A 19,683-nucleotide genomic window follows, 5' to 3' on the forward strand; every position below is an offset into this window, starting at 1 on the left:
CCGGATCAAGGGAAATCCATGTCCGACAAGCATCACGCCACGGTGGCGGTCACCGGAGTGACCGGGGCACTGGGCAGCCGGATCGCAGCGCGGCTCGCCGACCGTGGCGTCCCCCAACTCCTCGTCGGACGCAGCCCCGACCGCATGCCCGACCTGCCCGGCGCCCAGCGACGCGGTCCCGCCGCCTACGGCGACGTCACCGCGATGCGCGAGGCGCTGGAGGGCGCGTCGACGCTCATCCTGGTCTCCGGACATCGCACGGGACGCCGGCTGGAGGAACACGCCACCGCGGTCGAGGCCGCGATCGCGGTCGGCGTGGACCGCGTCCTGTATGTGTCCCTCGTCGGCGCCTCGCCGACCGCCACCTACCTGAACGCCCGCGACCAGTGGCTGACCGAACAGTTCCTGGCCGGAGCCGGGGTCCGCCACACGGTGCTCCGGGCGGGCTTCTACACATCGACACCGGCCGCACTCGCCGACGAGGAATTCGTCGTCAGCGGCCCCGCGAGCACCGGCCGGGCCGCCTTCGCCACCCACGAGGACATCGCGGACGTGATCACCGCGGTCGCCCTCGACGAGGGTCCCCGTTCCCGGCACGACGGCGCGATCCTGGAGATCACCGGGCCCGAGGCCCTGACTCTCCACGAAGCGGTCACCCGGATCGCCGCGGCCACCGGCCGGCCCTACCGCTTCGAACCAGAGACCCTCGAGGAAGCCTTCGCGCGGCGATGGCGGCAGGGCATGAGCGGGGAACAGATCGAGACCTGGATCTCGTGGTACCAAGCGATCGAGAAGGGCGAGATCTCCCTGGTCACCGACGTCGTCACCCGGCTGACCGGCTCACCGGCGAACTCGATCTCCGACGCAGCCTGGTGGCCGTCACCGAACACCGCGCGTGGCACCCCCTGAGCTCAGGCGGACGCGACGATCGAGTTGGCCTGACCTGGATCAAGCCGTCGTTCCCATGGATGACGTAGCGCTGCGGCCGGGGCACGAAGGCGGGGCAGCAGGCCGTCCTGGCGGTCGAGATCGCTCATGACGGCTTCAGCTGGGCGCTGTACCACGCCCGTCTGTCGAGTTGCGTCCGCGCGGCGCACCCCGACCGAGCCACCTGGCAACGTCGGTTGAAGCGTGCGCCCACTCGCGTGCAGTGGGCGCCCGAGCGGGTCGCGTCGAACGCAGCCCGAGCCCGGTGCGTCGTAGGAGCGGTACGCCGCGAGGCCTGTGCCCGTCACCGTCGGACCCAGGGGGACCCATGCCCACATGCACCGCACAACTGCTCCTCGCCCTCACCCTGCTTGCCGCAGCGGGCGGGGCCGCCACCGCCTGCGACAACGGTCGTGGCGCTCAGCCCCGCACCCCCCACCACAACCCGGTGGCGGAGGCCCGCGCTCGTCAAGTCGCCGAGGCCTGGGAGTTCCGAGGCCGCCCGGGCTTGGCGCAAGGGCTACTACCCGATCGGAGAGGCGGTCCAGTTGCCCGAGGACGCCTTCCACGACGAAGCCGACAAGCAAGCCCATGAGAGCCGCAACTTCGCCCTGCGCGGCCGACTCCCCACCGCGGCGCGGAAGAACGGCCTGGTGAGGTGGCAGAGCGGGGGCTCGCTCACACTGCCGCTGATGGAGGCGCAGCAGACCTACGAGGTGGTGGCCCGCGGCGGCGGCACGGGACCGCAGTTGCACGTGACCGGGGCGAAGCTGGGTGAGATGACTTTGGCCACCAGCCGCGGCCCGGCCACCGTTCCGGCCTGGCTCTTCACCGTGGACGGCTACGACACTCCGCTCAAGCGTGCCGCCGTCCGTCCCTCGGAACCTCCGACGCCGCCGATCGAGCCGTTCGCGGAGGGGTCCAGCGCCACGTTGCAGGCACTTCGGCAACTGGTCGGGACGGCAAGGGACGGCCGGTCCGTCACCGTTGCGGCCGCCCACGGGGCCTGCGACGACGGTCCTGCCGTGGACGTGCTCGAGACGGGCGGGAGCGTGGTGCTGTCCGCGTCCGTCGTCGGGACGAAGAACGGTCCCTGCACCGGCCAGCTGCTCAGCGAGAGGCTGACGGTGAAACTGGACCGACCGCTCGGCGACCGCGTGCTCCTGGACGCGTTCACCGGCCGGCCGGCGGCCTACGGACGGACGTAGGGGCACACGAGTCGGACCTCGGCAGGGGAGTTCCCGGTCGGGGAACGTGACGGTGCCCGAAGTGGGTACGTTGTGGTTCCCGGCTGCCGGTCCCACAACCTGGCCACGGCGGCATGGGAACGCTCCTCCCGGTCCGGAAATTCGATTGCCTCCGACCGGCCGATACGCGCTAATACGGCACATGGCCGATATCCGGGGCACGTACGACGATCTGTTCACCGCGGTGCCGAATGCGCTGGCCGGGTTGCTGGACGAGGGAGACGCGGGCGCCTCGGTCGCGGTCTTCGTGGACGGCGAGTCGGTGGTGGACGTCTGGGGCGGATTCGCCGACGCGGACCGTACGATCCCGTGGCAGCAGGACACGATCACCAACGTCTGGTCCGTCACCAAGACGATGACGGCATTGTGCGCGCTGGTCCTGGCCGACCGTGGCGACCTCGATCCGACCGCACCGGTCGCCCGGTACTGGCCCGAGTTCGCCACGGCGGGCAAGGACAAGGTGCTGGTACGGCATCTGCTTGCGCACACCGCGGGCCTGCCCGACTGGGCAGGGCCGATCGAGGAGCTCTACGACTGGCCTGCCGCCACCGCACGGCTGGCGGCGTCGGCTCCGCAATGGGAACCGGGAAGCGCGGCCGGATACCACTCGCTGACCCAGGGGTTTCTCGTGGGCGAGGTCGTACGCCGGATCACCGGCCGGAGCCTGGGCGAATTCTTCGCGGAGGAGGTGGCCCGGCCGCTGGGCGCCGACTTCCACATCGGACTGCCGGCCGGGCACGACCACCGGGTGGCGCTCGCCGTCCCGCCGTCGTCGCACGACGAGGACTACACCGCGAGCGCGCCCGGCCGCAGCGCGTCCCCCGCCACCGGCACCGCCGTACGGGTCCGTGACGGGAACAGCGTGGCCTGGCGTCGCGCGCAGATCCCGGCGGCGAGCGGCTTCGGCAACGCCCGCTCGGTCGCCCTCGTGCAGTCGGTGATGGCCTGCGGGGGAACGGCGCGTGGGGTGCGACTGCTGTCGCAGGCGGGCTGTGACCGTGCGAGGCAGGAGCAGTTCGGCGGCGAGGACCGCCGCCTGGGCATGCCGGTCCGTTACGGGCTGGGCTACGGGCTGTTCGGCAACACCTTCGGTTGGGGCGGTTGGGGCGGTTCGCTCGTCATGATCGATCCCGAGGCCCGTATGGCGATGGCGTACGTGACCAATCAGATGCGCGAACCCGCGGACGACAACCGGGGGCTGGAACTTGTGATGGCCGCGTACGACGGGCTCAAGGGTCTGCGGGCTTGATGCCACGGCCACGTCGTTCGGCGCAGCGGCATCACGACCCCGGGTCCTCGATCTAATCGACGTCGATACCGAAATCCTGAACGAGTTCCTCCAGGCCGCCCGTGTAGCCCTTGCCGCCCAGGACGAAGTCCCAGTCGCCACTCGGTCTGCGGCGGAACGAGCCGAGCACCAAGGCGGTTTCGCGCGGGCGACCGTCGGAGACTTCCAGACGTCCCAGCTCCGCCGTCGTCGGGTCGAGCAGACGGATGCAGGCGTCCGTGAAGCCGGAGAGATCGGCGGCGGGATTGATCTCAGGGTCGATGGCGGCCACGAGTACGAACCGGTCCGCCTCGTCAGGCAAGCCGTCGAAGGAGACGCAGATCGCGGCCTTGTCGGGCGCGATGGCGGGAAGAGCCCGCACGGAGCCATCCGGTGTCTGTGGGTTGTTGAAGAATACGAAGTGATCGTCACTGAGGACTCGACTGCCTCGGCAGACGAGGGCACCCACGTCCAAGGCGACACTTCCGGTCCACGACATGCCCAGGACGTTGTAGTCGTCGGGCAGTCGAGTGTCCGGAACCGACGGGGTGGCCGGTGTCGCACCTCGACCGGCGCCGTCACCCAGGCGCCCGCGGAGTCCATGCCGATGGAGCAGGTCGACGAGTTCGGTACCCGAGATCAGTTCCAGTGGCTTTCCGCCCGCGAAGCTGTGGGAGCCGGGGCCGAACCTCGACGTCGTCACGAGGACACCCTTGTTGGCCCCGGCGTCCTGCACGGTTCCGTACAAGTCGCGTACAGCGGTGGGCGGCACCGTGTTGCGGTAGCGCTTCACCTGCACGACGATCTTGCCGCCTCGGATCGGTGCCGGATCCAGTGCGTCGACGTCCACCCCGCCGTCGTTCGAGCGTTGGGTGGTGACGGCCTGCATCCCCATGGCTCGGAAGAGATCGGCAACGAGGTTCTCGAAGGCGATCGGATCCATCTCGTACAGGTCTGGGTCGTCATCGCTGCCATGCGTGACCACACGGTTCCCGACGTCCTGCGGCCGGCGACTGGGCCGCACCGCCGAGAGTTGGTCGGGGCGGGCCGAGAGCTGCCCACGCAGTGCGTCGGCCAGGCAGCTTCCCGCGTCCACCTGGGCCAGGTGGAGATCACGGAACGTCGAGTGGCTGGCCATGACGGTTGCCAGACACATACGTCCAGGTCGGCCCGTCGTGGGGTCATGCCCGTCGACGAATCCGTTCAAGGTCACCGACTCGAGCGCGCCGTGCTCGTCCGCCGCGAAGAGTTCATGCAGGACCAGCAGCATGCACTGTGCCAGAACCTCCCGATAAAGGGCCCGACGTTGGCCTGCCGGACGTGGAGTCTCCTTGTCCTGGTCGACCCCGGGCATGTACCGGACAGACTTGGCCTCCGGGACGACGCTGTAGGCGGGCAGCTCCCAATCCAGCACCAACTGTCCGGCTGCCGAGTCATAGGCCGCTGCCACCTGGCGTGGGAAGCCCTCCGGCCACGCGGTCGAGGCGTAGAGAGCGGCGGAGAAGTACTCGACCACGGAATCGGGATCGCGGCGGCCGACTCCTTCGGTCAGATCCACGACGCCGGCGTTGTGCCGCCGCAGGTCGGCCAGCTGGGAATCGGCCCACTGCTGGTACTCCCGGTGGTACGACGCCAGTTGTTGCTGCCGCTGGGCCTCCGCGGCCTGGGCCGCCTGCCAGTCCCGCTCGAAACGCGCCTGGGCCTCGGCCTGCGCCTGAGCCCGGCGGCCGGCGGTCCACCCGCTCTGCGTTCGGTAATGATCGAAGTTCGGCATGGGTACGGGCTGCGCCAAAGGTCCTGGGGCGAAGGGCTGGATCTCTTCGGATCGCATGAGAGCGGAAGCCCTGAAAGCCGGTGCCTGACAACCCGAGGCGAGAAGGCCTTGCAGCGACGAGACCTGCGCGTCCAATTCCGCGGTGCGACGCAGCGCCTCTGCCTGCCTGTACTCGCGGTGACTCTGCGCAGCCCGCCGTTGACAGGCGCGTGCTTGCTGCGCTTCTTGTCTCCGTCGTCGGGCTTCTGCTTCGATCTGACGCTGCTGCTGCCTCTGCATCTCGGCCCAGACGCCGACCACGCCACCAGAACGACGACTCATGTGCTGCAGGCCCTCCCCAAGGCGCTCTGGCTGTCCCCACAACCAGTTGTGACGGGACGACTCTAGTCAGCGATGACCGTCTCGCACATCCACTCGGACGGAACAATTCGCTCAGCCGTCTTCGCAGGTCAACATGACTTGAGACGACCACCGCGGGGCTGGGCCGGAATCCGCGCAATCGCATGCGGCCGCGCTGCCCGCGGCCTCCCGGCGGCTGATGCCGTGATCGTGAAGAAAACCCTCCGTCCGTAACTCCGGGCAGTGAGTGCGGCGATACGAGGGCCGCTCGGCAGCCGCGGAGAAGGGGTGGTGCCACTCGGCTCGATGAATCGGGCCAAGCCGTGCCCACAGACATTCGGTACGCGGCACACGAGCCCCGCGACCACGAGGTCCACGACGTCAGCCCTGTTCCTCCAGGACCGCCAGGTCGCGCTCGGCATACATGCGGTGCCACCACTCCTCGTTGAGGACGACCAGCAGGCATTCGCGGAGCGGGAAGGTCTCGCCCTCGTCGGGCCAGCCGGGGCCCACGAGCGGCTCGGTGCGGCTGTCGAGCCGCTCGTCGGTCAGACCGTCGACCATGCGTCGCATCATGGCCATCGCCTCCCGCCGCAGGGCGAGCGCCTCTTCGAGCGGCGGGCGCGCGTCACGGTCGTGCGGCACTCCCGGCCGCGGACTCATCTGGTCCCACGGCAGGGACAGCGGGTGCCAGGGGCCGGGTTCGCCCAGGATGCAGCGGCCGACCCACGACTCGGTTGCGAACGCCAGGTGGCGCAGGGTCTGGATGAACGACCACTTGCCGTCGACCGACTCGTGCAGCAGTTCCTCGGGCAGTCGGCGTGCCCGCGCGACGGTCGACTCCCACAGCCGTTCGTCGAGGTACCAGGCCTCCCGGAACCCCTCGGGGGTGGTCGGCCGGAACTTGCGGCGGTCGGGGTGCCGACGGTCCAGCTCGGCCTCCACCAGCGGTGCGACGTCGACTCCGTTGACGACGAGATTCTGGATCTCGCCGTCGATGGTGGTGTTGACCATCTCGACGCCGCGCATGACGACCCCGTTGAACTCGCATGCCCGGAACGTCGCCGCGTCCAGGCTCACCGTGGTGAACCGCGCCCCCGTCATGTCCGCGCGCTCGAACTCCGCACCGCGCAGGCCGGTGAAGTCACTGTCGCCCATGGCGCTCAGACCAGGCCGGGACACACCGCCGGGAGCAAGGTCTTCCGGGTGTCGCAGCCGGACGTCGTTCCCCTCCATGTCCCCAAGGCAGAGACCGCACTTCGGCATCGTCCCGGCCTCACGCGAAGCGCAGCCGTACCGCGGTCGGTTCGGTTCAGGCGCTCGCGCCGGCCGTCCCTCCGTCGTCGTTGTAGATCACCAGGGTCAGTTCCGGCCGCTCCGCCAGGTGGAACGCGGTGTACGCGTACTCGATCGCTCCGCGTCCCGGGTGCCGCAGGCGTTTGCGTCCGCTGTGCCGGGGCTGCACCTCGTACTGGGGCCACCAGGCCCGCGCCTGCGGGCTGTTCGCGTTCAGCTCGTCGATCAGCCGGGCGTAGCGCGGGTCGGCGGGATGACGCGCCGCCTGTGTCCGGAGCCGGGCGAGCAGGCCGCGTGCCTCGGGTTCCCAGTCGACCAGGACGTCCCGGGCCACCGGCTCGAGGAACACCCAGCGGACGAGGTTGGCCGGCAGGTCGGCCCCGGTGACGAGCTTCGGGAACAGTTCCTCGGCCGCCCGGTTGTGGCTGAGCACGTCGTAGGTGCCGTCGATGATGTACGCCGGGTTCGGCTGGAGCAGCAGGGGCACGGCCGCCACCTCGTCGGCGAGCGGCTCCTGCTCCTCCGCTTCGGCCGCGGGCGGGTGACCGGCCAGCCGGAAGAGATGCTCCTGCTCGTGCCTGTCGAGCCGGAGCACCCTGGCAAGGGCGGTCAGCACCTGCTCGGAGGCGCGGATCTCCCGCCCCTGCTCCAGGTACGTGTACCAGGTGGCACTGATCCCGGCCAGCAGCGCCAGCTCCTCACGGCGCAGTCCCGGAGTCCGCCGGCGGCCGGTGCGGGGCAGGCCGACCTCGTCAGGGGTGAGGCGCTCCCTTCTGCTGCGCAGGAACGCGCCCAGGTCACTTCGTCGGTCCGGCTGCGTGGGCATGACGGCTGGCACCTCTGGTTCCAGAATAAGTAGGTTCTGGATACCAGGCTAAGCCTGGTCGGAGACTGATGTGCGAGCACCGGCCGCGGCGCCGCCGACGGCCTCGCACGCTCGCACCGGCCCACGGCCGCCCGGTGCGCGACGGCTCCCGGGCCCCCCGCGCGGGAAGCCGCCGCCACTCGGTACACGGCCGTGCCACCGACGACGGGAGAGGACTGCTTCATGCACGGAATCAGGGACAAAGTGGTGGCGATCACGGGAGCCGGCAGCGGCATCGGCGAGGCGACCGCGCTGCTGCTCGCGGAACGCGGCGCGCGACTTGTGCTGGGTGCTCGCCGCTCCGAGCGCCTGGAGGCGGTGGTGACCCGGATCAAGAAGGCGGGTGGCGAGGCTGTTCGGCTGCGCACCGATGTGACCCGGCGGAACGATCTGCGGGCCCTGGTGGCGCTGGCCGGTGACCGCTTCGGCCGGCTCGACGTGCTCGTGAGCAATGCCGGGGTCGGCACGATCTCACCGCTGGACGATCTGCGCGTCGACGAGTGGGACCGGATGGTGGACGTCAACGTGAAGGGCCTGCTGCACGGAATCGGCGCCGCCCTTCCGGTCTTCCGTGCGCAGGGCTCGGGCCATTTCGTGGCCACCGCGTCCACGGCCGCGTTCCGCGTCGTGCCGAACATGGCGGTCTACGCCGGTACCAAGCTGGCGGTCCGGGCCATCTGCGAGGGGCTGCGCCAGGAAGCGGGCGACTGCCTGCGGGTGACCACCGTGTCACCCGGTATGACGGCCACCGACTTCGCCGAGGCGTCGACCAACAGCCAGGTCAGGGCGGAGATCACGGCGATGCGCGACCGCATCGCGATCCCGCCCGACGCGATCGCCCGGGCCATCGCGTTCGCCGTCGAACAGCCCCCCACCGTCGACGTGAACGAAATCGTCGTACGGCCCACCGCCCAGAGCTGAACCGCACCCGGTAGCCGCGGAGCGCGCCTTCCTCCCGGGACCGTACTGCTCCGTGCGGCGGCAGGCGGGGCACCGGGTGACAATGGAACACCCCGCACCTGCGAGGTGGTGGCGATGTCCGCATGGCATCTGCGCGACTACCACGATGACGATCTCGACCAGGCGATCCAGATCTGGGACCAGAGCCGGCCGGCCGACGAGCGGCCCGCCTTCCCGGTCTCCGAGGTGATGGCCGCGGTCGAGAGCGGTCAGACCGCGGTGGTCGCGGTCGTCGGTGACGAACTGGTCGGCATGGCCGTGGCGCAGGCGCACGGCAAACGCGCCTGGATCCTGCTGGTCGCGCTCGCCGCCCGGTGGCGCGAGCGCGGGATCGGCAGCGCCCTCCTGGCCGAACTGGAACGACGGCTGCGGGCGCGCGGCGTGCGCCGCATCAGCGCCCTGCTGCCCGCCGACGCCGCCGGGACGAAGGCGCTCGACCACTCCGGCTTCCTGTCCCGCGACGATCTGACCTACTACGAGAAGCTCGAACCACGGGAGTCTGCCGACACCGACGTGCTCCGGGCGCTGGGCGGCCGCATGCTGGCCGAGGGCCTGTGGAACCGGATGGCCGGGATGGAGCGGGAGAAGCAGGTCGTCGAGCGGCGGATCGTGCTCCCGCTGACGGAGCCCGCGCTGGCCGACCGCTACGGTGTCGTCCCGCCGAAGGCGGTCATCCTGTTCGGGCCGCCGGGCACCGGGAAGACCAGCTTCGCCAAGGCCGTGGCCTCACGGGTCACCTGGCCGTTCGTGGAGCTCTTCCCGTCCCGGCTCGCGGCCGACACGAGCGAGGGGCTGGCCGCGGCACTGCGGGAGGTCTTCGCCGACCTGGTCGAACTGGACTCGGTCCTGCTCTTCATCGACGAGGTCGAGGAGATCGCGGGCGTGCGGTCGGGGCGGGCGGTCGACCCCGGCCACGGGGTGACCAACGAGCTGCTCAAACTCATCCCCAACTTCCGTGAGCACGATGCCCGGTTGCTGGTCTGCGCCACCAACTCGGTGCGTTCTCTGGACCCGGCGTTCCTGCGGCCGGGCCGGTTCGACTACGTCATCCCGATCGGGCCGCCGGACCCCACGGCTCGCGCCGCCATCTGGGTCCGCTACCTCAGGGCCGCCATCGACTCCGTGGACCTCTCGCGACTGGTGGAGGCCAGCGAGCTGTTCACCCCGGCCGACATCGAGTTCGCCGCGCGCAAGGGGGCCCAGGCGGCCTTCGAACGCGAAGTGACACATCGGCAGGGCGAACCGGCCACCACCGAGGACTACTTGACCGCCATCGCCGACACACGGCCGACTCTCACCGCGCGGGCGATCGAGGAGTTCACCGAGGACATCGAGAAGTACAGCCGGCTCTGAGGGCGGTCAACTGCGGTGCCGGGCAACCCTCGTGGGCGATAAGGTGGGATGTCCACGGTGCACTGAGCCCATGCCCTCCTGTCGGCCGACCCGGCGGTCAGGGCGAAGCCGGCAGCAGGACGGCGCCCACCGACACTCAACCATGGCCGAAAAGCGCCGTCGAAAGCCACGCCCAGGAGTCCCGCCGGCTCCCGCGGCGGCCCGCGCGTCGCGTGCCCGGGCCTCGGCGCACGCGACTCCCGTCCCAGGTTCGTCCCTCGGACCGAGCTCACCAGGGACCCTCGCGGAGAGTGAAATGCTATTCACCGAAAGGTGATTGCACGCATTTTCTGAATTTCGTCGGCAGGGTACGGTCATCACACCGCAGGAACGATTCTTCAGCGATAGATTCCCCCGAATGCCGGATAGCTTCCTCCGTATGGCGCTCGTTAGGTGATCGTGACTTGGAACGAACCGGAAGATCAGATCTCTGTCGGACGTGGAGCCGCTTGGCAGGATCCGACGGGCGGTGAGGCACTCGCCAGGGGCTGCTCGGACCTTCTTGAAGACTTCCTCAAGGAGATCGGCGACATGGAAAGCGAATACCTGCGCGCCATGGACGGAGCGTCCTGACGAGGGCGCGGAGGAGCTGAGAATGGACAGGCTTCAAGGCGAGCCAGGCCTCTACGACATTCAGTTCGACCTGAGAACGGATTACGACCCACCGGGGCGTCATCCTTACACCGTCGATCCCCTGGAGGTGCATCACGCCTGGGGCTCACCCGCCCCCGACATGGCACCGAGCGGCTGGGATCCGGACGAGGAACTGGCCCAGATGCTGTCCACGGCGACCGGAGTGGACCCCGCTCCGCCCTCGATGGACGGGCAGCACCGCCACCGGATCGACCGTCGGCGCCCCCGGCCGGGTGCACACATCCTCGACAGCGGCCAGAAAGTCACCCCTGCCACGATCCTGGTCGCCACCATCGCCGCCTGCGCGGTGGCCATGCTCGGCTGGTCCATCGCCTACTCCTACGCCCAGCTGCGCGCCATCGCCTCGACGGTGCTTCCCGAGCCTCTGGCGCAGTGGTGGCCGCTGACGGTGTACGGGCCGTGGTTCGTGGCGGCCCTCTCCGTCCTGCGGGCCGCCTTCCAGCACCGGACCGCCCGGCGGTCGTGGGTGGTCGTCCTCGTCGCCTCCGCCACGGCCGTTGCGCTGTGCATCGGCAACTCGGAACACAGCCTGCTGGCGATGGTGATCGTGGGAATCCCGCCGGTCACCGCGCTGGTCTGCTTCCGGGAGCTGGTCGGCCAGGTGTCGTGCAAATACCGCCCCAGGCATGCGGCACCCGGCAAGGAGCAGTCGCCCGGCGGCTGACACGAGGACCCGACCTGCCGGCACCGCGGTGGCACACGGGAGGACACGGTCGGACACACGGAACGGCACCCGCCGCACGAGCGGGTGCCGTTCCGTGTGTCCGCGCCCGTCCCGCGGGCCGTCAACCGGCCAGGGACGGGACGAACGGCGACAGAGCCGGAGCGAGCTGTACACCTGGGGCCAGCCCGAGGGCGACGAGGGCGTCGGGCAGACCGCGTCCGACGCGCGCCGCCTCCATCGTGCCGGGGGCGGCCAGAGCGCGGCAGCTCGTGGCGATGATCTGGAACAGGTGCTGCACCCGCCCGGGACCACGCGGCAGCAGCTGGCCGTGGAAGTCCTCGTGGTGGGCGAGGACAAGGGCAGCGAGACCCGCGACATGGGCCGAGGCAGTGCCGGTGCCGTCGAGGGACGCGTATCCGCCGCCCGGCGCGCACGACAGGACCGCGACGCCCGGGGCGGCGGCGTCGACCCCGGGGCCGTAGCCGCTGAACGGCGCGGCGAACAGTCCTTCCGGTGTCAACGGCGGCCCCGTGTGGGTCGCTTGGGAGGTGTCCGGGGGGAACGAGCCGTAGACCCCCAGCGCACCCACCGCGAACACGGTGGGCAGCGAGCCGGGGAAGGCGACCGGGCCGCCCGTGTCGCCCGCGGGGGCGACGCAGGCGATCCCCGCCGCGTTGGCGTCGGCCAGCTTGTGGGAGACCAGTGACGAGGGGTATGGCGTCGCCACGGCGATGTTGGCGATGTCCACTTCACGATCGATGCAGTGGTCCAGGGCGGCGATCAGGTCGCTGAAGTGCCCGCCGGGCATCACCTCGCACACCTCGATCTCGGCGTCGACGGCGATGCCGATGACACCCTTGCCGGTGTCGGCCCCGGCGATGACGCCCGCGGCGTGCGTGCCGCTGCCCATCACGTCGTGGGCCCAGCCGTCGGCCGTACCGTGCACGAGATCGACTCCGGAACGCACCCGCTGCTTCAGGTCGGGATGGTCGGCGCTGACGCCCGACCCGATGACCGCGATCCTGACGCCGAAGGCGCGGAAGGTGGGAGGCAGCCGGTCCAGGCGCATGGCCTGCTGGCCCCAGCCGTACTGCTGCCGCTCCTCGAGCTCCGGGTACGCCTTGGCCAGCGGCGTCAGCATGACCAGGTTCTCCTGGGTCTCCGACAGGTCGGGGCGGTGGATCCAGCGGTCGTTGTAACCGCCCACGGGCCGGACGTACAGCGACCGAACGGACTCGACGGTGTCCGTCGCCAGCGTCACGGTGGCCGTGCCGTCGGCCCCGGTGATGCCCTGGCCCGGCCAGGTCGCCCCGATCAGGAACACCGCGGCGCCGGAGAGCGGTTCGCCGTCCGGGCCGCAGACGCGCAGCGTGATCTCCACAGGGCGTCCCAGGGACAGGACCAGCCCCGGATCACGCAGCGGCAGGGTCCCCGCGGTGGGCATGGCGGCGAGTCCGGTCCCGGCCAGCGGCAGGTCCGGTTCGATGTGCACATGCAGCGACCGCATCGCCGGCACCTGCGCCTCGGCCGCCTCGACGACCGCGATCTCCGGGCAGGAGGGGTGCACCCCGGCCGACTGCAGCCTCTCCGCGGGCCGGAGTCTGCGGATCACCCTCACCTCGGGCATCCGCTCCAGCCGGTCGCACACCGCGTCCATGCCCAGTTCGGGCACTCCCGGTGGGAGCAGATGCTGCGGCAGCGGCGTCACCATGTACCGCTCCCGGCGCGGATGCACCGCGATCGGTGACGGCGCGCCCTTCTTGCGCGGCGCCGCGTCCTTCCCCTCGGGCCCCGGCCCGCCCGCCCCTGCGCCCTCGGACCCGCCCTCGCGGCTGTGTCCGGGCTTTTCCTTGACCATCACGTCCACCTTCACCACGGAAATGTCGTCCTTGCTCCTGATCCGGCGACGGGCGGCTCGCGCTTCCACGGTGATGCGGTGTGCCCGGGAACCGGTCCCGTGGCACACCGCATCGCGCGCCGCCAGGGGTCAGCCGATACCGAAGGGCTGACCCATCTGGCCGTAACCGAAGCCGGGCTGCTGGTGCTGCGGGAACGACTGGCCGAACGACTGCTGGCCGCCCGACTGCTGGCCGCCCCACTGCTGCATGCCCTGCTGGCTCTGCTGCAGCAGGGTCACGATGGCGGTGGGCAGCGCCTGCTGCACGGACTGCTCCACGGCCTGCCGGATGCCCGCGTGCAGCGTGTGGTGCAGCGCAAGAGCGAGGTAGGGGTGTGCCTGCTGGGCCATGCCCTGCTGCTGGAGCTGCTGCTGAACCTGCTGAATCTGCTGCAGCTGCTGCTGCATGCGCTGGGCGATCTGCTGGCTCGCCTGCTGACAGGCCTGCTGGATCGACTGTTGGACGATCTGCGCGATCTGCTGCTGCGAGCCGGTCTGCTGCATGGGCTGGATTCCGGTCATCACCGACATGAATGCTCCATTCGCGGCATCATGGGGGAAGCCGACATACGAATCTATGTTGGCTTTGTCGGGAGAAGTCCGACGCCCTGAAGCTAAGTTGGCGCCGCCCCGACCGCAATCCGATGGGCACCCGGCGAGGGACACGCCGGTCGAGGGGCGCGGACGCGCACGCCACACGGTTTCCCTGGCCCGGGCCGCTCCCGGGGTCCGCGGTCGCCCATGCGGGTGGCTTCCGGAAGGTCGGGCGTGTCGCCCTCGCACCGCCCGCCACCCGGGTGACGGCCTCCGCGGCACGGGGGGGCTCCCCCGGTACGGCGGCTCCGGGCAGCGAGCCATGGCGGCCCGTGTCGGCGCCGGGTCCCCGTTGCACCGGTCGGGGTACGGCGGCCCGTACGTCACCGCGGACCGCCCGCCACCCACGGTGGCCTGCCCGAACTCCGCGTGGCGGCAACTTCCGCTCTCCGCACGGGAGTTCATGGAGACGTCGGGGGACACTCCCGAGTGCCGACAGGCCTGATCGACGACAGGCCCGATCGACGACGCCCGCGAGGTCACTCCGCACCGGGCGGGGCCGGCGTCGCACTCGCGCTCGCGGACATCCGCTCCGAGGGTTGTCCGGTGCGCCCCGCGGTCGCACGGCTGCCGGGCCGGGACCGCGGTCGGGAATCAGTCCTCGCCGCTCCCGTACGGCCTGGTGAGGATCTCCAGGTTGTGTCCGTTCGGGTCGTCGAAGTACGCCCCGCGGCCGCCGTCGTTGTGGTTGATCTCTCCGGGACGGTTGTGGTGCGGGTCCGCCCAGTACGTCAGGCCCGCGTCCCGGACCCGGCCGAAGATCGCGTCGAAGTCGTCCTCGGAGACCAGGAACGCATAGTGCTGCGGAGTGATCGAATCGTCGGAGTCCATGAAGTCCAGCGTCACGCCGTTCGGCATCTGCACCGGCATGAACGGGCCGTACTGCGGTTCCACCTGCAGACCCAGCAGATCCGCGAGGAACCGTGCGGATGCCGTCTTGTCGTGGGCGGCGACGATCGTGTGGTTGAGTTCGACTGCCATGGTCGGGCCTCCTTCCCCCTCGGTGCCAGGACCACTTCTCACGCTAGGCGGCCGCACGGCCGAAAACATCGGTCTCTGGTCCCGTCCCGCTCCTACCCGCGACCGAGACCCGGGCCGTCGGAGACCGGAGGGGCAAGCCCATGACATGAGGTGCGGGACACGGCTGTACGGCGTGAGGCGGCCGCGGGGCCGCCTCACGCCGTGATCACCGATTCCTCAGATGGTGGCCGTGTCGATCACGAACCGGTACCGGACATCGCTGCTCAGTACCCGCTCGTACGCGTCGTTGATCTCGGACGCGCCGATCAGCTCGATCTCGGCGCCGATGCCGTGCTCGGCGCAGAAGTCCAGCATCTCCTGGGTCTCGCGGATGCCACCGATGGCGGAGCCGGCGAGGGTCTTGCGGCCCGAGATCAGCGAGAACAGGTTGAACGAGATCGGCTCCTCGGGCGCACCCACGTTCACCAGCGCGCCGTCCGGCTTCAGCAGCGAGAGGAAGGCGCCGAAGTCCAGCGGCGCCGACACGGTCGAGACGATCAGGTCGAACGAGCCGCGCAGCTGCTCGAAGGTCGTCGGGTCGCTGGTGGCGTGGTAGTGGTCGGCACCCAGCTTCAGCCCGTCGTCCTTCTTGCGCAGGGACTGGGAGAGCACGGTCACCTCGGCGCCCATGGCGTGGGCGATCTTGACGGCCATGTGCCCCAGGCCGCCCATGCCGAGGACGGCGACCTTCCTGCCGGGGCCCGCGTTCCAGTGCCGGAGCGGCGAGTACGTGGTGATCCCGGCGCACAGCAGCGGGGCGGCCACGTCGAGGGAGAGACCGTCGGGGATGCGCACGGTGAAGTTCTCGTCGACGACGATCTTCTCGGAGTAGCCGCCGTAGGTGGGCTCGCCGTTCTTGTCGAGGGCGTTGTACGTGCCGACATTGCCCTTCAGGCAGTACTGCTCGAGGCCGGCCCGGCAGTTCTCGCACTCGCGGCAGGAGTCGACCATGCAGCCGACGCCCACCCGGTCCCCGACCTTGAACTTGGTCACGCCGGAACCGACCGCGGAGACGATGCCAGCGATCTCGTGCCCCGGAACCATCGGGAAGATCGCGTCGCCCCAGCCCTCACGGGCCTGGTGGATGTCCGAGTGGCAGATGCCGGCGAACTTGATGTCGATCAGTACGTCGAACTCGCCGACCTCGCGGCGCTCGATCGTGGTGCGCTCGAGCGGGGCCTTGGCGGCGGGCGCGGCGTACGCAGCAACGGTGGTCATGCCGGATTTCTCCTTGAGGGTCGCGTGCCCGGCTGCCTTCCACCGGGCACGGCGTCCAGCCTGCCGGAGGGCACCGGCTCCACCCAGGCCACGGCTTTGTGTACGTCGGCCGTTCGTACCACCGAGGGGGTCAGGCTCATGGGCGTACGACCAGGAATACTGGACGTATGGACGTGACGCCCGGCTCCGTGCAGGGGCCCACCGCGGGGGCCGGACAGGCCCTGGACCGGCGTGCGGAGCTCAGCGAGTTCCTGCGCACCCGGCGGGCCCGGCTCAAGCCCGAGGACGTGGGCCTGCCGGACTTCGGCCGGCACCGGCGGGTGCCGGGGCTGCGGCGCGAGGAGCTGGCGCAGCTGGCCGGGGTCTCGGTGGCGTACTACACGCGTCTGGAGCAGGGCAACGGACGGAACGTGTCGGCGGAGGTGCTCGACGCCATCGCCCGCGCACTGCGGCTGAGCGACGCGGAGCACGCGCATCTGACGCACCTCGCCAAGCCCAAGGCGCACAAGAAGAAGCCCTCGGCACGGTCGCAGCAGGTGCGCTCCTCGCTGCGTCAGCTGCTGGACACCTTCGACGGTGTCCCCGCCTACATCGTCGGGCGCCGCTCGGAGGTCCTGGCATGGAACCGGATGGCCGCGGCGGTCTTCGGGGACTGGTCCCGGCTGCCCCAGCAGGAACGGAACTGGGCGCGCATGGTCTTCCTTCAGCCGGAGTACCACGACCTGTTCGTGGGCTGGGAGCAGAAGGCGATCGACATCGTGTGCCAGCTGCGGTACGAGGCGGGGTGCTATCCCGACGATCCGCGGCTGTCGGCGCTCGTCGGGGAGCTGTCGGTGAAGAGCGAGGAGTTCCGGCGGCTGTGGGCGACGCACGACGTCAAGGAGAAGAGCCACGGGCTCAAACAGCTGAGGCACCCGCTGGTGGGCGATCTCGAGTTGCAGTTCGAGTCGTTCCGGCCGCCGAGCGACGGTGAGCTGTCGATGGTGACGTATCACGCCGAGCCCGGATCTGCGTCGGCGGAGGCGCTGCGGCTGCTGGCGAGCTGGGGGACGGACGCGACCCGGGCGGCCACGACCGCGCCCGGCCACTGACCCGCGGTACCGGCCCCGCCCCTCTGGACGTCGACCCCCCGGGGCACGCAATGCGCCGGGGGGTCGATCGGTGCCTCGGATCCGTGGGATACGACGCATTGGGGCCCGTGCGGTCTACCGTGCGGCGTTCTCCTTGACCGTGATCCGCCCCTTGCGGATGGTCACGAGGCGCGGGGCCTTCTTCGCGATGGAGGAGTCGTGGGTGACCATGATGAACGTCAGCCCGTGCTCCTTCCACATGCGCTCGAGCACGTCCATGATCTCGTCGCGCATCGACTCGTCGAGGTTTCCCGTGGGTTCGTCGGCGAGCAGCACCTTCGGCTGCTTCACCAGCGCGCGGGCGATGGCCACGCGCTGCTGCTGACCGCCCGACATCTCGCCCGGCAGGTGTCCGAGCCGCTCGCCGAGACCGACGGACCGCAGCGCCTCGGCAGCCCGTTCGCGCCGCTCCTTGGCCTTCACCCCGAGCGGCACGAGGGCGGTCTCCACGTTCTCCTGGGCGGTGAGCGTCGGGATCAGGTTGAAGGACTGGAAGACGAAGCCGATGTTCTCGCTGCGCACCTTGGTGAGCCGGGCCTCGGACAGCTTGGCGAGGTCGACGCCGTCGAGTTCGACACTGCCGGCGGACGGCTTGTCCAGTCCGCCGAGCATCTGCAGCAGCGTGGACTTGCCGCCTCCGGTGGGGCCCTGGATGACCAGCCGGTCGCCGTCGCCGATGGCGAGGTCGACGCCGTCCAGGGCGAGGATGGTCTCCTTGCCCCGCGTGTAGCGCTTGGTGACGCCTCTGAGTTCGTACATGGCTGCAACTCCTGGGATGGGATGGGGCCGGGGCCTGCCGTGACGGGCGGGCTCCGGGCCGCGCGAGGTGTGCGGGGCGGGTGCTACTCGACGCGGCGCAGGGCGTCCGCCGGGCGCAGCCGTGAGGCGCGCCAGCCGCCGAAGGCACCGGCGATCAGACCGCCGGCCACCGCCAGGGCGACCGCGAGGACGATGGTGGTGGCGCTGACCGGCGCCGTGAGGGCGACTTCCAGGCTCTTGGCGGTCTGACGGCCGGGACCGCCGCCGAAGCCGCCGCCACCACCTCCACCACCGAAGCCGCCACCACCGCCACCGGTGAAGCCGCCGCCCCCGCCACCACCACCGCCGAGCTGGGCCTGCAGCGTCGGGCTGATGGCGCTCACGACGTAGGCGCCCGCGAGGCCGAGCGCGATACCGAGGACACCGCCGACCAGGCCGTTGACGACGGCCTCGCCGACCACCTGCCGGGTCACCCGGCCCGACTTCCAGCCCAGCGCCTTGAGCGTGCCGAACTCGCGCACCCGGCGGGAGACGGCGGAGGAGGTGAGGAGACCGGCGACCAGGAACGCGGCCACGAGCACCGCGATGGAGAGCCACTTGCCCACGCTCGTGGCGAGGCTGGAGGCGGTGGACAACGAGCCGGAGACCGTGGAGGCGAGGTCCGAGGAGGTGGTGACGGTCGTCCCGGAGATGTTCGTCTGGATCGTCTTCTTGACGGCCGCGATCTGCTGGGAGTCGGTCGCCTTGACGTAGATCGTGGTGACCTTGTCCTTGGAGTCGGCGAGCGTCTGGGCCTGCTTCAGCGGGAGGTAGAGGTTGGCCGCCGCGTCACCGCTGTCGGCCGTCGCGATGCCGATCACCTGGTACTTGACGTCCTTGATGGTGACGGTGCTTCCGACCTTGAGCTTCTTCTCCTTGGCGTACGCCGAGTCCGCGACGACGACCTTGGCGTCCGTCTCGGAGGTCTTGAACGTACGGCCGCTGGTGATCTTCGACGAGGTCAGCGGGCCCAGGGCGGGCTTGGTGACGTCGGTGCCGTAGAGGGAGTAGTTGTTGACGTCGAAGTTGGCACCGCCGCCCTCGACGCGGCCCTGGGGCCCTCCGGTGGCACCGCCCCGGCCGCGCTGCCCACCGCCGTTCTGGAACTGCTTGAACTGGCCCTGGGTGAACTGGCCGCTGATCTTGATGACGCGCAGGCTCAGTCCGCCCACCGCGTCCGAGACCCCGCTCTGGGAGCCGACCTTGGAGACCGTGCTGTCGGCCAGGGTCTGGAATCCCTGGACCATGACGCGGTCGCTGCTCTGCGTGTCGCTGGAGCCGTTGTTGCGTGCGTCGAAGTTGAAGCGCGGCCCCTGCGAGCCGCTCGACGGGGCAGCCGCCGCCTTCGTCACGGTCATGTCGGTGCCGAGACCGTACAGCGACTGCAGGACCTTGTCCTGCGCCTTCCCCATGCCGGAGGACACGGAGTTGACCACGATGACCAGAGCGATGCCCAGCGCAAGCCCGGAGGCGACGACGAGGGCCGCCTTTCTGCGGCGGCGCAGTTCGCGCCTCAGGTAGGTGAAGAACATGGCCGCAAGCTAGGGACGCACCCTGATGAACCCATAAGCCGGACATAAGAGAACGATGAGAAGACCGCGCTGCCCCGGCCGCCGCCCCGCTGCCGGGAGATCCGGGGCG

At 70.3% G+C, this 19,683-nt stretch carries 18 protein-coding genes and 1 pseudogene; 10 read left to right on the forward strand and 9 right to left on the reverse strand.

Annotated elements, in window-relative coordinates; all coding sequences use genetic code 11:
- Window positions 1-18 precede the first annotated feature (18 nt).
- The 4 genes and pseudogenes from ADL25_RS20245 (at window position 19) to ADL25_RS20255 (ending at window position 3,423) form a co-directional block, all read left to right on the forward strand.
- Window positions 19-909, forward strand: a complete 891-nt coding sequence (locus tag ADL25_RS20245) for an NAD(P)H-binding protein (protein WP_059129176.1) — start codon at window positions 19-21, stop codon at window positions 907-909.
- Window positions 910-938: 29 nt separating this feature from the next.
- A pseudogene (locus ADL25_RS46325) lies at window positions 939-1,169 on the forward strand (DUF4291 family protein); the annotation flags it as partial.
- A 171-nt stretch (window positions 1,170-1,340) separates the two neighbouring features.
- Window positions 1,341-2,135 carry a hypothetical protein gene (locus ADL25_RS49800; RefSeq protein ID WP_199839186.1) on the forward strand — a complete coding sequence of 265 codons (795 nt, stop codon included), beginning with the start codon at window positions 1,341-1,343 and terminating at the stop codon, window positions 2,133-2,135.
- Window positions 2,136-2,316: 181 nt separating this feature from the next.
- Window positions 2,317-3,423, forward strand: coding sequence for a serine hydrolase domain-containing protein (locus tag ADL25_RS20255; RefSeq protein WP_059129177.1), 1,107 nt, complete (start codon window positions 2,317-2,319; stop codon window positions 3,421-3,423).
- A gap of 52 nt (window positions 3,424-3,475) precedes the next feature.
- On the opposite strand, the gene ADL25_RS20260 is transcribed toward ADL25_RS20255, so the two are convergent.
- Complete coding sequence (locus ADL25_RS20260; protein WP_059129197.1) at window positions 3,476-5,494, reverse strand: restriction endonuclease; 2,019 nt, start codon at window positions 5,492-5,494, stop codon at window positions 3,476-3,478.
- On the opposite strand from ADL25_RS20260, the gene ADL25_RS50630 reads away from it, so the two are divergent.
- Window positions 5,429-5,602 carry a hypothetical protein gene (locus ADL25_RS50630; protein WP_234380973.1) on the forward strand — a complete coding sequence of 58 codons (174 nt, stop codon included), beginning with the start codon at window positions 5,429-5,431 and terminating at the stop codon, window positions 5,600-5,602. The two genes, ADL25_RS20260 and ADL25_RS50630, sit on opposite strands and share 66 nt — an antisense overlap.
- 333 nt (window positions 5,603-5,935) lie before the next feature.
- On the opposite strand, the gene ADL25_RS20265 is transcribed toward ADL25_RS50630, so the two are convergent.
- Both ADL25_RS20265 and ADL25_RS20270 read right to left on the reverse strand, forming a co-directional pair.
- Entirely contained in the window at window positions 5,936-6,712 is a 777-nt protein-coding gene (locus ADL25_RS20265) for a DinB family protein (RefSeq protein ID WP_059129198.1), read from the reverse strand.
- Window positions 6,713-6,866: 154 nt separating this feature from the next.
- A complete protein-coding gene (locus tag ADL25_RS20270; protein ID WP_059129178.1) occupies window positions 6,867-7,676 on the reverse strand; it encodes a helix-turn-helix transcriptional regulator in 810 nt (269 codons plus the stop codon).
- 222 nt (window positions 7,677-7,898) lie between these two features.
- Here ADL25_RS20270 and ADL25_RS20275 point away from each other — a divergent pair, with 222 nt between their 5' ends.
- From ADL25_RS20275 to ADL25_RS20290, 4 genes are all read left to right on the forward strand, one after another.
- Window positions 7,899-8,636: an SDR family oxidoreductase gene (locus ADL25_RS20275; RefSeq protein WP_059129179.1), complete on the forward strand. Its 738-nt coding sequence runs from the start codon at window positions 7,899-7,901 to the stop codon at window positions 8,634-8,636.
- 114 nt (window positions 8,637-8,750) lie between these two features.
- Entirely contained in the window at window positions 8,751-10,028 is a 1,278-nt protein-coding gene (locus ADL25_RS20280) for an ATP-binding protein (protein WP_059129199.1), read from the forward strand.
- A gap of 438 nt (window positions 10,029-10,466) precedes the next feature.
- A complete protein-coding gene (locus ADL25_RS20285) occupies window positions 10,467-10,640 on the forward strand; it encodes a hypothetical protein (protein WP_159044959.1) in 174 nt (57 codons plus the stop codon).
- A 22-nt stretch (window positions 10,641-10,662) separates the two neighbouring features.
- Complete coding sequence (locus tag ADL25_RS20290; RefSeq protein WP_079050483.1) at window positions 10,663-11,385, forward strand: DUF2637 domain-containing protein; 723 nt, start codon at window positions 10,663-10,665, stop codon at window positions 11,383-11,385.
- A 121-nt stretch (window positions 11,386-11,506) separates the two neighbouring features.
- Here ADL25_RS20290 and ADL25_RS20295 read toward each other — a convergent pair whose 3' ends face one another.
- From ADL25_RS20295 to ADL25_RS20310, 4 genes are all read right to left on the reverse strand, one after another.
- Window positions 11,507-13,261: a S8 family serine peptidase gene (locus ADL25_RS20295; protein ID WP_059129181.1), complete on the reverse strand. Its 1,755-nt coding sequence runs from the start codon at window positions 13,259-13,261 to the stop codon at window positions 11,507-11,509.
- Window positions 13,262-13,372: 111 nt separating this feature from the next.
- Window positions 13,373-13,813: a hypothetical protein gene (locus tag ADL25_RS49805; protein WP_059129182.1), complete on the reverse strand. Its 441-nt coding sequence runs from the start codon at window positions 13,811-13,813 to the stop codon at window positions 13,373-13,375.
- Window positions 13,814-14,470: 657 nt separating this feature from the next.
- Window positions 14,471-14,857 carry a VOC family protein gene (locus tag ADL25_RS20305; RefSeq protein ID WP_059129183.1) on the reverse strand — a complete coding sequence of 129 codons (387 nt, stop codon included), beginning with the start codon at window positions 14,855-14,857 and terminating at the stop codon, window positions 14,471-14,473.
- Between the two features lie 216 nt (window positions 14,858-15,073).
- Window positions 15,074-16,114: an NAD(P)-dependent alcohol dehydrogenase gene (locus tag ADL25_RS20310; RefSeq protein WP_059129184.1), complete on the reverse strand. Its 1,041-nt coding sequence runs from the start codon at window positions 16,112-16,114 to the stop codon at window positions 15,074-15,076.
- A 167-nt stretch (window positions 16,115-16,281) separates the two neighbouring features.
- Here ADL25_RS20310 and ADL25_RS20315 point away from each other — a divergent pair, with 167 nt between their 5' ends.
- Window positions 16,282-17,205, forward strand: coding sequence for a helix-turn-helix domain-containing protein (locus ADL25_RS20315; protein ID WP_059129185.1), 924 nt, complete (start codon window positions 16,282-16,284; stop codon window positions 17,203-17,205).
- 114 nt (window positions 17,206-17,319) lie between these two features.
- Here the strand turns inward: ADL25_RS20315 and ADL25_RS20320 are convergent, their stop codons facing one another.
- Together ADL25_RS20320 and ADL25_RS20325 are read right to left on the reverse strand one after the other, a co-directional pair.
- Window positions 17,320-18,003, reverse strand: coding sequence for an ABC transporter ATP-binding protein (locus tag ADL25_RS20320; RefSeq protein ID WP_059129186.1), 684 nt, complete (start codon window positions 18,001-18,003; stop codon window positions 17,320-17,322).
- Between the two features lie 83 nt (window positions 18,004-18,086).
- The gene (locus ADL25_RS20325) at window positions 18,087-19,574 is read right to left on the reverse strand and encodes an ABC transporter permease (protein WP_059129187.1); all 1,488 of its coding nucleotides are present in this window, start codon (window positions 19,572-19,574) and stop codon (window positions 18,087-18,089) included.
- Window positions 19,575-19,683: the final 109 nt, after the last annotated feature.

Source organism: Streptomyces sp. NRRL F-5122 (genome assembly GCF_001507435.1).
GTDB lineage: Bacteria > Actinomycetota > Actinomycetes > Streptomycetales > Streptomycetaceae > Streptomyces > Streptomyces lannensis.